Below are 14,075 nucleotides of genomic sequence, written 5' to 3'. Positions count from 1 at the left end.
TTCGGGGTCAACCCTCATGCCGCAATTTTTTATCGATAGACCGATTTTTGCCTGGGTTGTCGCGCTGTTCATCCTGCTCGCGGGTTTGCTGGCGATCCCGAATATGCCGGTTTCGCAGTACCCCAACGTCGCGCCTCCGGCCATCGAGATCACGGCGACCTATCCCGGTGCATCGGCCAAAGAGGTCGCCGACTCGGTCACCAGCCTCATCGAGGATCAGCTCAACGGCGCCAAGGGATTGCTGTACTACGAATCGGTCAGCGACTCGAACGGACAGTCGACCATCACCGCCACCTTCGCGCCCGGCCGCGATCCGGACCTCGCGCAGGTCGACGTGCAGAACCGCGTCGCCAACGTGACGGCCCAGTTGCCGGCCGCGGTCGCGCAGCAGGGCCTGCAGTTCCAGCAAACCAGTACCGGTTTCCTGATGATCGTGACGGTGTCGTCCACCGATGGCACGATGGACCAGACGGCGCTGGCCGATTACGTCACGCGCAATGTGAAGAACCCTGTGTCGCGCGTGCCCGGCGTGGGCCAGTTCCAGTTGTTCGCCGCGCCGCGTGCCATGCGCATCTGGGTCGATCCGCAGAAGCTGGTGGGCTACAACCTGAGCATGTCGGACGTCAATCGCGTCATCGCGCAGCAGAACGTGCTTATTTCCGGCGGCAATATGGGCGGCCCGCCCAACCCGGCGGACCAGCGCACCACGGCCACCGTGATCGCCAACGGCCAGTTGTCCACCGTCGAAGGCTTCGGCAACCTGGTGCTGCGCGCCAATACCGACGGTTCGCTGGTGCGCATACGCGATGTCGCGCGTGTCGAAATCGGCGCCGACAACTACTTCTTCGGCGCGCGCCTGAACGGCAAACCGACCGCAGCCTTCGCCATCATCCTGTCGCCGGACGCCAATGCGCTTGCCACGGCCAAGGGAGTGCGCGAGCAGATGGCGCAGTTGTCCAAGTACTTCCCCGCCAACATCAAATACGACATCCCCTACGACACCGCGCCGTACGTGCAGACGTCGATCTCCGACGTGGTCAAGACGCTGCTCGAGGCGATGGTGCTGGTGTTCCTGGTGATGTTCCTGTTCCTGCAGAACGTCCGCTACACCATCATCCCGGCCCTGGTCGTGCCGGTGGCCATGATGGGCGCCTTCGCGGTCATGCTGGCGCTGGGATTTTCCATCAACGTGCTGACCATGTTCGCGATGGTGCTGGCGATCGGCATCCTCGTGGACGACGCCATCGTGGTGGTGGAAAACGTCGAGCGGATCATGGCCTCCGAAGGCCTGTCGCCCAAAGAGGCGACGGCGCGCGCGATGCCGCAGATCACCGGGGCCATCACCGGTATTACGCTGGTGCTGGTCAGCGTGTTCCTGCCGCTGGCCTTCATGGGCGGCTCGGTGGGCGTCATCTACCGGCAGTTCGCCGTGGCCATGGCGGTGTCGATCTTCTTCTCGGCTTTCCTGGCGCTGAGCTTCACGCCCGCCTTGTGCGCGACCATCCTGAAGCCGGTGCCGCATGACCGGCACGAGGAAAAGCGCGGCTTTTTCGGCTGGTTCAACCGCCGCTTCGACAGGGGCACGCACGCCTACCAGAACTGGGTATCGCGCATCCTGCACAAGGGCGGCCGGATGATGGTGATCTACCTGGTGCTGGTGCTTCTGCTGGGCTGGCTGTACTGGCGCATGCCGTCATCCTTCCTGCCCGAGGAAGACCAGGGCTACGTGATCAGCAATATCGAGCTGCCGTCCGGTTCCAGCGCCAATCGCGCGGTGGACGTCCTGGAGCAGGTGGAGAAGTACTTCATGGCACAGCCGCAGGTGCAGAACATCATCGCGGTGCAGGGGTTCAGCTTCAACGGCAACGGTTTGAATGCGGCCATCGCCTTCACGACCTTGAAGGATTTCGACGAACGCAAATCGCGAGCGGATTCGGCGCAGGCGGTGTCGTTCCGCGCATTGAACAACCTGTTGATGGGCATCCACGATGCCATGGTGTTCACCGTGATGCCGCCGGCGATTTCTTCGCTGGGCAACGCAACCGGCTTCGATTTCCGGTTGCAGGATCGGTCCGGCGCCGGCTCCGCGGCCCTGGGCGAGGCCACCGGCCAGTTGATGGGGCTGGCCATGAAGAGCCCGGTGCTGTCGCAGGTGCGCATCTCCGGGCTGGGGCCCAGCGCGCAGTTGTCGCTGACCATCGATCGCCAGAAGGCCGCGGCGCTGGGTGTGGATTTCGATGAAGCGGCGACGTTGGTGTCGACCGCGGTCGGCAGCGCGCTGATCAACAAGTTCCCCAACTTCGGCCGCATGCAGAACGTCTGGGTGCAGGCGGACGCGCCCTATCGCATGCAGGTGGAAGACATCCTGAACCTGAACGCGCGCAATGGCAGCGGCGGCATGGTGCCCCTGTCCAGCTTCGTTACGGCGAAGTGGGGCCAGGGGCCTGTGCAGATCGTGCGCTACAACAGCTATGAGTCGATCCGGATTTCGGGCGATGCGGCGCCGGGCCACACCAGCGGCGAAGCCATGCTGGAAATGGAACACCTGATGACGCAGCTGCCGCCGGGCTTCGGCTACGAATGGAACGGCCTGTCCTATCAGGAACAGCAGGCCGGCAGCCAGGCGCCCATCCTGATGGGCCTGTCGCTGCTGGTGGTGTTCCTTGTCTTGGCCGCCCTGTACGAAAGCTGGGCGATTCCCTTGTCGGTGATGCTGGTCGTGCCCCTGGGCATGCTGGGCGCCGTGGGCCTGGTGGGCTTGCTTGGCATGTCCAACGACGTGTACTTCCAGGTCGGCATGGTGACGGTGATCGGCCTGGCGGCAAAGAACGCGATCCTGATCGTCGAGTTCGCCAAGGACCAATACGCGCGCGGCGCCGGTATTTACGAAGCGGCGATCGAAGCCGCCCGACTGCGTTTCCGGCCCATCCTGATGACGTCGCTTGCCTTCATCCTTGGCGTGATTCCGCTGGCCATCGCCACCGGCGCGGGCGCGGCCAGCCAGCGGGCGGTGGGCCTGGGCGTGCTGGGCGGCATGCTGGCGGCCACGCCTTTCGCGGTGATCTTCGTGCCGACTTTCTTCGTCGTGGTGCTGGGGCTGTTCAAGACCAAGCCCAGGCTGCTCGGCGCGGAAAAGCGCGCCTTCGATGAAGAGCAGGCCGCCAAACGGGCAAGGGAAGGCACACCGCCCACCCCCGCCACGGAAGGGGAGGGCGAATGATGCGCACGCCGTCCATGCTGAAGACCAGCGCGCTGGCGGCCCTCGCCGCCGCGATCAGCGGCTGCACGCTGGCGCCGACCTACGAGCGGCCCGCCGCGCCTATTCAGGCGGATTGGCCGGACCAGCCCAAGCTGGTCTACAGCGGCTACGACAAGGCGACCACGGCCGGCACGCAACCGGCCGCCGCGCTGGCGCCCGCCAGCGACATGGCCGCGGCCGATATCGGCTGGCGCGATTTTTTCCGCGATCCGCGCCTGCAGGCCCTGGTCGCGCTGTCCTTGCAGAACAACCGCGACCTGCGCGTGGCGGTGCAGCGCGTCGAGGAAGCCCGCGCGCAATGGGGCGTGCAGCGCGGCGCCCTGTTTCCCAGCATCGGCGCCGGTATCCAGGGCACGCGCCAGCGCCTGCCCGCCGATCTGCGGCCGGGCGGTGCGGATTCTCCGTCCATCAGCAGCCAGTACCAGGCCGGCCTGGGATTGACCACCTTCGAGATCGACGTCTTCGGCCGCCTGCGCAGCCTGTCCGAAGCGGCCTACCAGCAGTACCTGGCCACCGAGCAGGCGCGCCGCAGCGTGCAGATTTCGCTGGTGGGAGAGGTGGCGCAGGCCTATCTGAACCTGCGCGCGGCCGACGTGCAGCTCGAGCTGACGCGCAGGACGCTGGAGTCCCGGCAGGCATCGTATGACCTCGTCAAGCGCCGCTTCGATGGCGGCGTGTCCTCCGAACTGGACCTGAACCAGGCCAAGTCGCTGCTCGATGGCGCGTCGGCCAATCTGGCCGAACTGGCGCGGGCCCAGGCGCAGGCCATCAATGCCCTGGTGCTGCTGGTCGGCGCGCCGCTGCCGCCGGACCTGCCGGCGCCCGCGCCCTTCGACGACGCGCAAGTCCTGGCGACCATTCCCGCCGGCCTGCCGTCCGCCTTGCTGGAGCGGCGTCCCGACATCCTCGCGGCGGAAAACAACCTGCGCTCCGCCAACGCCAATATCGGCGCGGCACGCGCGGCGTTTTTCCCGACGATCTCGCTGACCGGGCTGTTGGGGGCGGCCAGTCCGTCCCTGGACGATCTGTTCAAGGGCGGCCACGGATTCTGGAGTTTCTCGCCTTCCATCACCACGCCCCTGTTCGCCGGCGGCGCCATACGCTCGAATCTCGCGTTGGCCAAGGCGCGCGACAACATCGCGGTGGCGCAATACGAGCAGGCCATCCAACAGGCGTTCCAGGAAGTCTCGGATGGCCTGGCGGGCGAGGCCACCTTCGGCACGCAGGTACAGTCGCTGCGCGCCCTGGAAGCGTCTTCCGCCCGTAGCGTGGAATTGTCGACCATGCGGTACAACGGCGGGGTGGACAGCTACCTGCAGGTGCAGAACGCCCAGATCACCTACTACAACGCGCAGCTGCAATTGGTCCAGGCCGGGCTGGGGGCGCTGCTCAACCGCGTGGCGTTGTACAAGGCGCTGGGCGGCGGCTGGGAAGAGATTACGAAGAAGCCGGACCAGACCGCCGGGGCCCAGGACCCGCGGACCCGGCCCTAGAACGACGCAGGCCGCGGCGCCAAAAGGGGGGCCGCGGATACCCTCGCGGCGTGTAGCAGGGCGCCGACGCCCAGGGCCGCGGACACCACCGTAGCGACGGAGCGGACCTCGGGCGCCCGGGGGTCATGGAACACGGTTTGCTGCGCGGTGGCGACCGTCCGGCGGCCCAGGGGCCGTCCGGTGTTCCCGCGCCGCCCTGTAGGGGCGGCGGCCGTGCCGAGGTGCTCCCCATGCCTGAAACCCCCGTACTGCTGCGCACGCATGCGCGGCCCGACCAACCCGGAACCACCGATGCGGACGTGCCCGCGCAGGAGCTGGCCGCACGGCCGCCGCACCGGGTCGTCATCGTAGGGGGCGGCGCGGGCGGCCTGGAACTGGCGACCGGGCTGGGCCGCCGCTACGGCGGCCAGCACGTCACCCTGATCGACAGTCACATGCTCCATATCTGGAAACCCACCCTGCATGAGGCCGCCGCGGGCACGGTCGACGTCCAGCAGGAAGGGCTGTCCTACCTGATGCTGGCCAGCCTGTCGCACTTCAGTTTCGTGCTGGGGGCCATGCAGGGCGTGGATCGCGCGCGCCGGATCGTGCATGTCGGCGCCGTCCCCGGCCCGGCCGGTCCGCCCCTGCTGCCGGAACGCGAGATTCCCTACGACACCCTGGTCATCGCCGTGGGCAGCACGTCGAACTTCTTCGGCACGCCCGGCGCCCGCGAACATGCGATTACGCTGGACACGCCGGAATCGGCCGAACAATTCCGTCTGACGATGCTGCAGGCCATGGTCAAGGTCGACCAGGCCAAGGTCCGCGATCCCGCGGCGCGGCTGCATATCGCCATTGTGGGCGGCGGCGCCACGGGGGTCGAACTGGCGGCGGAGCTGCGGGAAGCCAGCCGCCTGGTGGCTGCCTACGGCCTGCCGAATTTCGACGCGGGCAAGGATCTGCGCATTCGCATCGTCGAAGGGGCGCCGCGCATCCTGGCCGCTTTGCCCGAGCGCCTGTCGCGCGCCGCGCAGCGGCGGCTGGAGAGTCTGGATATCGCCATCGAAAGCGGCTGCCTGGTATCCGAAGTCACGGACGACGCCCTGCACACGAAGGACGGGCGCACGTTCCCGGCCGATCTTTGCATGTGGGCCGCGGGAATCAAGGGACCGGACGTGCTGGGTACGCTGGACCTGCCGCGCAACCGTGCCGGGCAATTGGAGGTGGATGCTCGCCTGCAGACGGAAGATCCCCATATCCTGGCCTTCGGCGATTGCGCCGCCGCGCCCCGGCCTGACGGCAGGGTCGTACCGGCGCGCGCCCAGGCGGCCCACCAGCAGGCCGGCTATCTGCTGCGCCGGCTTGGCGCCCGCATCGCCGGCAAACCCGAGCCGCGCGGCGATTTTGTCTACAAGGACCGTGGCTCGCTGGTGGCGCTGGGCCGCGAGCGCGGCGTTGGCAGCCTGATGGGGGCGTTGCTGGGCCGGGGGTTTTTCGTCAGCGGCACGTTGGCGCGCTGGATGTACGCCAGCCTGCATCTGCTGCATCACCGTGCCGTGCTCGGGGTTTCACGCACCGTCTCGCTGGCGCTGGCGCGGCTGTTGACCCGGCGCACCCATCCGCGAGTCAAATTGCATTGAGCCAAAAAAAAGAGGCCACTGCAAACGCGGTGGCCTCAAAGCTCGTGTGCGGGTCCACGACGTACCAGCTGCATGAAATACAGCCCGTCGACCCGCCGAAAAAGTAGCATCGCGCTACGGGGCTTCCCAATTGCCACCGTCACCATTTGTAAGCGCCGCGTCGCCCTCCGCACCCGGCTTCGGCGCCCGCATATAACTGCCAGGCCCTTTGTTTGCGATTCAAGGCAAGGCCAGGCGCTGACGGGAATATACATATTAAGTAACGATCAAAGGGCTGAATCGCCCGTCTGGCCTCTGTTCCGGGGCTTGCCCGCAAGCGCTACAAAGACGGTAAGCGGTGCCGATCCTTGAAGCCGCCGCCGCGCGAAAGACCGGCGCGCACACCCTGGGGACAGGGAAATCCGGGCATGAGTCCTGCCGGGCACGCCTGTTGCCTGATCAGCGCTACTGACCATAGGGGGCGCATGATGACCGAGGAACGCAAAACCAGCCGCAAGCCGAGAGGCTTCGCCGCGATGGATCCCGAGTTGCTGCGGGGTATCGCGGCGCAGGGCGGCCGCGCCGCCCACGCCATGGGAAAGGCGCATCGATTCGATTCACAGGAAGCGAAGCAGGCGGCCGCGAAGCGGCATGCCGGCAAATCCGTCAAGCCGGATACTTCCAACACAGACGTGGCCGAGCGCGATCGGGAAACCGAGGGCGCGCATACCACGGCGGAGCACAAGTCCTGACGGGGCTCCAGCCCACGCCCGTGCGCAGTCTTTGCCGGCCGATGCAGCCCTTTTCAGCGCACGCGGCGGAATCCGACATAGCCGGCATCCGCGTCGAACAGGTAATCGAAGACGTTCAGCGCATGCACGCTGGTATTGACGAACGTCGGGCGCTGGTTGCCCTGGACCAGGACGATGCGCGCCGGCGCGGCGGGGTCGCCCGTATCGCCCGCGGCGAAGCCGTAGGCAGGGGATCGCGCGCTGCCGTCCGTGCCCATGCGTATCGTTACCCGCGTACCCGGTGCCAGCGTTTGCCCGGACGCCGGGTCGATGTGGCCGGCTTGCCGGTCCGGCGGCACCGTCAAATACATGACCGATACCCCGGTGTCCACCAGCGCCGTGCCGCAGGCGCTCGTGCCCCGATCCAGCGCGATGCAGGCCGGCAGCGGTGACCAGTCCCCGCCGTCCGCCGCCTTCGCCAGTTTGACGTAGCGATATTCGCCGCGGGTATTGGCCGCGGTCAGCCCCACATGTACGCCTTCGCGGGTGACCACATAGCCGCGTCGCATGGTGCCCGGCTGGCGGCCGTCGCCCATGCCGGGCAGGTTCAGGAAAGGATTTTTGTCCGGTGTGCTTTGCGCCTGATGATCGGCCTCGCGGGCAAAGCCGATGCCTATCATGGCGACATGGCGAGGATGATCCGTGGGCTGGCAGTCTCGCGCATTCTGGAAGCAGTCGATGCGGTCTATCGCCAGTACGGGCAGCGGCCGCGTGGTGATGGATGCGCCGTTGGCGCCGGCGACGGTCGCGGCGGTCACGACCCAGCGGCCGCGCATGATGCGTCCGGAACTGGAGTAACTCAGCGTACCCGGTCCGAGGGTCCGCAGGCTGTCGACGTCGGGTATCGACGAGGCGGCGACGACGATGCCGGTGGACCCGGTATCCATGACGGCATGGACCGCTTCGCCGCCGAAGGACAACGCCAGCGTCGGCGGAACGGATCGCGGTTCGCCAGCTGGCGGGCTGTTCAGGAAGAGCAGGTAGACGCCCCGGTGGTAGCCGTCATAGGCCGGCTGCGCGCCGGCCGGCGGCGCGAAAAGGGCGACAAGGGCAATGGCGGCGGCGAAGAGGCGAAATGGGTGCATCGGGCGATCTTAACCGCGCGCATCGGCCAAGTGGGCGAGGACGAAGCCATAGGCTAGCCCGCCGGAGGGCGATGCCGCGTTCGGGCTAGGGCGGATGCCTATCTATCTTTGGCGGGCACCGGCCGCGACACTGCATGCCATCCCGACCTGTCGACGGGACGGGTCGATCATCCCGGGAGCGCACGATGACTCAAACGACGGCAATGCACACGAATGGCGATTGCGCCGGCAACGATTCTCCCTGGCCCTGGCACAGCGGCCAGGTATCCAGGACGGACCTGGGCAGCCTGTCGATACCGATCCACGCTCCGGTGGTGACCTTCCTGCTGGGCGATCTGATCGGCCGCGCCCTGCGGATATCCTCCGGGCCCGTGTCGGCGGATCGGGAGCCGGGCCGCGTCACCATCCTGACCGACGCGGCGGGCCGCATCACCGATATGTGGGTGGATCCGGACGACGCCGACGAAGGATGACGCCTGCCGCGCCCCGCCGGCTCGCATACCCATTCCTGGATAAATTTGCCCGCCCTGTAACCGGTACGCCGTTTCCACCGAATTAGAGAAACAGGCGCAGCCCTTCATAGGGCGGGCGAATCATTTCAAAACCGGGGCGCGGGATGCGGATCAAACGGGTGTCATTCGGACGGCTATTGGGCGCGGGGTTCGCGATGGTGGTGGTGCTGGGCTGCTCGGCGTCCATTCTGGCCCGTCACTACCTGACAGGTATCGCCGGGGACGTGAATCTGCTGGCAAACGTCCCCGTCGACAACCTGATCTACCTGCAGCAGATCAAGGACGGAATCGGCCAACGGTCCGCGCTCGCGCGCGACGAGATCCTGGATGCCGACCGGGGCAAGCGGGCGGACAGGACGACGCATCAGGCCGATCTGGCGCGCCAGGCCGGGGCAGCGATCGAGCAATTGGGCGAACGCGTGATCGATAGCCAGGGGGCGGATTTCATCAAGCGGCTTCAGGCCGCCCGGCCGGCCTACGACAAGCTGCTGGAAAAGGTCGCCCAGGCGGTGGCGGGAAACGATATCGCGGCGGCCACCCGCATGGTCCTGACCGAATTGCCCGAAGTGCAGGCGGCGTATCTGAATGTCCTGAACGAGATGGCGGCCTACCAGCAGGATCAGGCGCTGTCGGTGGCCGGTGACGCCGCCACAGCGGTCGGGCAGGCACTGAAGATCATGACCGCATTGGCGATTTTTTCCGCTGTCTTCGGCGCCGCGGTCGCGATCGTCATTATCCGGAGTGTCCGGCGCCAGTTGGGTGGCGAACCCGCCTATGCCGCGGAAATCGCCCGCAGGATCGCGGAGGGCGATCTTTCCGGGCATGTGCGCGTCAGGCGGGCCGACGCCTCGAGTCTTCTTGCCAACATGGAGGCAATGCGGCGCAGCCTGGCCGACATCGTGGGCCAGGTCCGGCAAAGTAGCGTGTCCATTTCCGCGGGCGCGGCGCAGATGACGGCGGGCAACGAGGACCTGAGCCGGCGCACGGAAGCGCAGGCCGCGAGCCTGGAGCAGACGGCAGCCTCGATGGAGCAGATGACCGCCACGGTGCGCCAGACGGCCGACACCGTGCGGGAGACTGCTGCCCTGACCATGAAGGCCAGCGAGGCCGCCGCGAAGGGCGGCGATTCGGTCAAGGACGTTGTGAAGACCATGGACGACATCACGGCAAGTGCCACGAAAATCGGCAACATCATCAGCATCATCGACTCGATTGCCTTCCAGACCAACATCCTGGCCCTTAACGCGGCCGTGGAGGCGGCCCGGGCGGGAGAACAGGGCCGGGGCTTCGCCGTCGTCGCCAGCGAGGTGCGCGCACTGGCGCAGCGGTCGGCGCAAGCCGCGCGCGAAATCACCGAGCTGGTTCAGGAAAGCGTGGCGAAGGTCAGGGCTGGCAGCCAGATCGTCGGCTTGGCGGGAGCGCGGATCAACGATGCCGTCGAACAGGTGCGCCATGTGGCGGGCCTGATCTCCGGCATGGGGACCGCAGCCCATGAACAGGAACAGGGCATATCGCAGGTCGGCGTGGCGGTCACGCAGTTGGACGAGACGACGCAGCGCAATGCCGCGCTGGTGGAGGAAGCGGCGGCCGCGGCCAAAAACCTGGATACACAGGCCGCCCGCCTGGTGACGCTGGTCAGTGCTTTCAAGGTCCCGGCCGCGCAGCCGGCTCATTGAGCGCGTGTCCGGCGTCCCGGCTCGGTCCCGCTCCCACCGGTCCGGTCGCCTCGGCGCACTTGCGCAGCTTATCGAAGGCGCGCAGCACCTTCCCGACCGTGGTCGCTTCGCGCCAATACTTGCGGCGCATCCAGTGCATCGGCAACCACCACGGACGCACCACCGTGCCGGGCGCCCATATCGGCCGCCAACGGTTCATGTTCCTGACGCGGTCGACGATGGTGACGGTCGGAACCCCGCACGCCGACGCGAGATGCCCGATGCCGGAATCGGTGCCGATGAACCAGCCGGACTCGTAGATCGCCGCCGCGGTATGGGCCAGATCGGGCGCATCGAGTATGGGCAGGCCGTGCCGCGCCAGCAAGTCGCGCCACGCCGCGCGTTCGGCGGGAGCCAGCACGAACATGGGTTCGAAGCCACGCTCGCGCAGCATGCTTGCCAGGGCCGCGTACTGGGTGGGTTTCCAGCATCGGGTCGGTTCGGTCGACGTCGGGTGGATGATCACCCGTCGCGCGTGAAACCGGGCCCGCAGTGCGTCGGGCGCCCGCAATCCGCTATCGGCGACCCAGTCGTCCAGGCCGAACCGGGTCCGCGCGAAGACACGGAAGCTGGCCATGACGCCATTGGACGGGGCACCGTCGCGCGGATTGTCGCCGAGGCGGGCGTGTTTGGCGTCCGCCAATGCTTGGGCATCGCCCCGTTGCCATGACTTGATGGCGACGAAATGGGCAAAGCGTTCGTCCAGGCCGGCGAGCGGGCCATTGGCCGACATCTGGACGATGACGCCGAAGTCCTCCAGCGCGGCGATCTCGTTCTCGCGCGGCAGCGGCCGGATGTCGAACCCGGGATACCAGTCCGCCAACGCCTGCGCGTAAGTGCCGAAGACAACCACGCGGCGCCCGGCGCGCCGCAGGTTGTTGGCTATGGTCATCAAAAACAGCGAATCGCCCAGGTAGGCGGACAAGATCAATGCGATCGTGCCATCCTTCCCGGCCGGATATCCTTCCCGTTCCATCACACACCTATTCACCGGCCGACATGTGGCTTTTGCCCCGGACCGTCTTGCTGGGTCGCGCCATGCCGCCTGGAAAAAGGGGGCGTCGTCGGCGCGACAGGCTGGCATGCCCGTCGCGTCGTCGGTACGCGCGCGCCGGGGCCGTCGGCTTTATAAACCGGGCCGGCGCATGAGGGAAAGCCTTTTGTGGAAGGCCTGGATTTTCCGTGCTGCCGCGCTATTGCCGGAAGTCGATGACGATGCGTCCCTGGATGTCGCCGTGATGCATGCGCGCGAAGATATCGTTGATGTTTTCCAGCGTGTCGGTGGCGATGGTGGCCTTCACCTTGCCCTCGCCGGCGAAGTCCAGCGCCTCCTGAAGATCCAGCCGCGTGCCGACGATGGAGCCGCGCACGGTGATGCCGTTGAGCACGGTATCGAAGATGGACAAGGGGAAATCGCCCGGTGGCAGGCCGTTCAGCGACACCGTCCCGCCGCGGCCCACCATGCCCAGCGCCTGTTCGAAAGCCTTGGGCGAGACCGCCGTCACCAGTACGCCCTGGGCGCCGCCGATCTGCTTCTTCACGAACGCCACGGGATCTTCCTTGCGCGCGTTCACGCCCTGCGTGGCGCCAAGCTGGCGGGCAAGGTCGAGCTTGGCATCGTCGATGTCGACGGCCAGGACGTTCAAACCCATGGCCTTGGCGTACTGCACGGCCAAGTGGCCGAGGCCGCCAATGCCTGAAATCACCACCCAATCGCCGGGCTTGGTGTCGGTTACCTTCAATCCCTTGTAGACGGTCACGCCCGCGCAGAGGATGGGCGCGATGTCCACGAACGAGACGGTGTCCGGCAGATGGCCGACATAGTTCGGATCGGCGACCACGTATTCGGCGAAGCTGCCGTTCACCGAATAGCCGGTGTTCTGCTGTTCCATGCATAGCGTTTCCCAGCCGCCCAGGCAATGCCTGCAGTGGCCGCAGGCGGTGTACAGCCAGGGAACGCCGACGCGATCGCCTTCCTTCACGTGCTTGACGCCGGCGCCGACGGCGGCGACATGGCCGACGCCTTCATGGCCTGGAATGAAGGGCGGCTTGGGTTTGACCGGCCAATCGCCTTCGGCGGCGTGCAGGTCCGTGTGGCAGACGCCGGTGGCCGCGATCTTGACCAGGATCTGGCCCGGCCCCGGTTTCGGCACGGCGACTTCTTCGATGGCCAGCGGCTTGCCGAACTCGCGGACGACCGCGGCTTTCATGGTGTTGGACATGAGCACTCCTTGGAATCGTTGGCCGTGGCCCCGTTATTCAGTGCGCCGGTGCGTTTGCGTGACGACCGGGCGGTGGGAGAGGGGGCCGGCTGGTGCGCGGCAGGGGTAAGCCGCGATGTCGAAGCACCCAGCTTAGGCCTCGGTCGAAGCGCCCGTTGTGATTTGGATCAAGGCCGCGGCGATGCCTTACTTTCTGGGAGATGCGGTCTCGGCCGAAGGCGTCGACGGCGCCGGGTTCGTATACGACTGGAGCGAGATCAGCGCGCCGAAGCCCACGACACTCATGCCGGCGGACACCCACAGGGCGCCGGCCCCCCAGCGGTCCAGGCAAAGGCCGAACAGCCATGGCGCCAGGGCCTGCGCGATACGCGCGGGCACCATCAGCATGCCTTGCCGAGCGCCGTATCCGTGCGATCCGAACAGCACCAGCGGCAGCGTGCCCTTGGCGATCGTCAGGATGCCGTTGCCGGCACCATGCAGGATCACGAAGACCGAGGCCAGCGGCGCCCCGAACAGAAGCAGCAGCATCGCGCCCACTGGATGGGTCAGCGTGGCGAGGCGCGCCGAGAGCAAGGGATGCACCTTGCGCAGCAGGCCGAACTCCAGGATGCGCGCGCCCACCTGGGCCGGTCCCATCAGCGCGCCGGCGGCCACGGCGGCCGTGAATGTCGCGCCCGCCGCCATCAGCAGACGAGGCAGGTGGGCCGCCAATGCCGTGCTGATAAACCACGTAATGGCAAACACGACGGCCAGGACGATCGACGGCCAGGCCGTGACCGGCGATGCCGGCGTGGGGGCCGGATGTTGTGCCGGCGTATGCGCTGCGGCGGCGGGGGTGGGCAGCAGGGAATTCAGCGGCAAGGCCAGCACCAAATGCAGGCCCGCCCACGCCAGGCAGGCCTCGCGCCAGCCGAACTCGACCTGCAGGAAGCTCGTCAGGGGCCAACCCACCGTGCTGGCGAAACCGGCGAAAAGCGTAATGCCGGAGATGGCCCCGCGCGACTGCTGGCCGTACAGGCGCACCAGCGTGGCAAATGCCGCTTCGTAAAGGCCGCTGCCCATCCCTATGCCCAGCACCGCCCACGCCGCGAACAGCCCCACGGTGGAATGGACATTGCCCAGCCAGCCCAGGCCCAGCGCGAAAAGGACATTGGTGGCCATCAGCACCGGGCGCCCACCCCACCGGTCGATCGCCTGGCCCGAATACGGCCCCAGCAGGGCCGATATCAACAGCGCGAAGGAAAAGGCGGCGAAAACCGTGGGGACGCCGATGCCCAGGTCGCGCGCCATGGGCGCGCTGAGCATGGCCGGCAGGTAATAGGACGAGGCCCAGGCGAGCGTCTGGGTCGTGCCGAGCGCGGACACCACGCTGGTGCGATTCGAGAGGCGCATCGGAA

The 14,075-nt window shown here is 67.1% G+C and carries 10 protein-coding genes; 6 read left to right on the top strand and 4 right to left on the bottom strand.

Annotation, left to right across the window (positions count from 1 at the left end):
* Positions 1-16: 16 nt before the first annotated feature.
* The 4 genes from CAL28_RS21955 (at position 17) to CAL28_RS21940 (ending at position 7,105) form a co-directional block, all read left to right on the top strand.
* Complete coding sequence (locus tag CAL28_RS21955; protein ID WP_094843307.1) at positions 17-3,220, top strand: efflux RND transporter permease subunit; 3,204 nt, start codon at positions 17-19, stop codon at positions 3,218-3,220.
* The gene (locus CAL28_RS21950; RefSeq protein WP_440588444.1) at positions 3,220-4,752 is read left to right on the top strand and encodes an efflux transporter outer membrane subunit; all 1,533 of its coding nucleotides are present in this window, start codon (positions 3,220-3,222) and stop codon (positions 4,750-4,752) included. The genes CAL28_RS21955 and CAL28_RS21950 overlap by 1 nt, the downstream gene beginning before the upstream one ends.
* Positions 4,753-5,051: 299 nt before the next feature.
* Positions 5,052-6,374: an NAD(P)/FAD-dependent oxidoreductase gene (locus CAL28_RS21945; RefSeq protein ID WP_440588443.1), complete on the top strand. Its 1,323-nt coding sequence runs from the start codon at positions 5,052-5,054 to the stop codon at positions 6,372-6,374.
* 464 nt (positions 6,375-6,838) lie between these two features.
* The gene (locus CAL28_RS21940; protein ID WP_094843304.1) at positions 6,839-7,105 is read left to right on the top strand and encodes a KGG domain-containing protein; all 267 of its coding nucleotides are present in this window, start codon (positions 6,839-6,841) and stop codon (positions 7,103-7,105) included.
* 53 nt (positions 7,106-7,158) lie between these two features.
* On the opposite strand, the gene CAL28_RS29925 is transcribed toward CAL28_RS21940, so the two are convergent.
* The gene (locus tag CAL28_RS29925; protein ID WP_217906595.1) at positions 7,159-8,229 is read right to left on the bottom strand and encodes a hypothetical protein; all 1,071 of its coding nucleotides are present in this window, start codon (positions 8,227-8,229) and stop codon (positions 7,159-7,161) included.
* A gap of 185 nt (positions 8,230-8,414) precedes the next feature.
* Here CAL28_RS29925 and CAL28_RS21930 point away from each other — a divergent pair, with 185 nt between their 5' ends.
* Entirely contained in the window at positions 8,415-8,702 is a 288-nt protein-coding gene (locus CAL28_RS21930) for a hypothetical protein (RefSeq protein WP_141218228.1), read from the top strand.
* A gap of 143 nt (positions 8,703-8,845) precedes the next feature.
* A complete protein-coding gene (locus CAL28_RS21925; RefSeq protein ID WP_094843302.1) occupies positions 8,846-10,417 on the top strand; it encodes a methyl-accepting chemotaxis protein in 1,572 nt (523 codons plus the stop codon).
* On the opposite strand, the gene CAL28_RS21920 is transcribed toward CAL28_RS21925, so the two are convergent.
* The 3 genes from CAL28_RS21920 to CAL28_RS21910 form a co-directional block, all read right to left on the bottom strand.
* Positions 10,386-11,432, bottom strand: coding sequence for a glycosyltransferase family 9 protein (locus tag CAL28_RS21920; protein WP_094843301.1), 1,047 nt, complete (start codon positions 11,430-11,432; stop codon positions 10,386-10,388). The two genes, CAL28_RS21925 and CAL28_RS21920, sit on opposite strands and share 32 nt — an antisense overlap.
* A 217-nt stretch (positions 11,433-11,649) precedes the next feature.
* Positions 11,650-12,678 (bottom strand): alcohol dehydrogenase AdhP, encoded by a 1,029-nt coding sequence (adhP, locus tag CAL28_RS21915; protein ID WP_094843300.1) that lies wholly within the window; start codon positions 12,676-12,678, stop codon positions 11,650-11,652.
* Between the two features lie 186 nt (positions 12,679-12,864).
* Entirely contained in the window at positions 12,865-14,070 is a 1,206-nt protein-coding gene (locus CAL28_RS21910) for an MFS transporter (protein ID WP_094843299.1), read from the bottom strand.
* Between the last annotated feature and the right edge of the window lie 5 nt (positions 14,071-14,075).

Origin of the sequence: Bordetella genomosp. 11, from assembly GCF_002261215.1 — a bacterium.
GTDB lineage: Bacteria > Pseudomonadota > Gammaproteobacteria > Burkholderiales > Burkholderiaceae_B > Bordetella_C.
The sequence above is the reverse complement of the archived record's forward strand: the minus strand, read 5'-3'. Positions and strand labels throughout refer to the sequence as shown.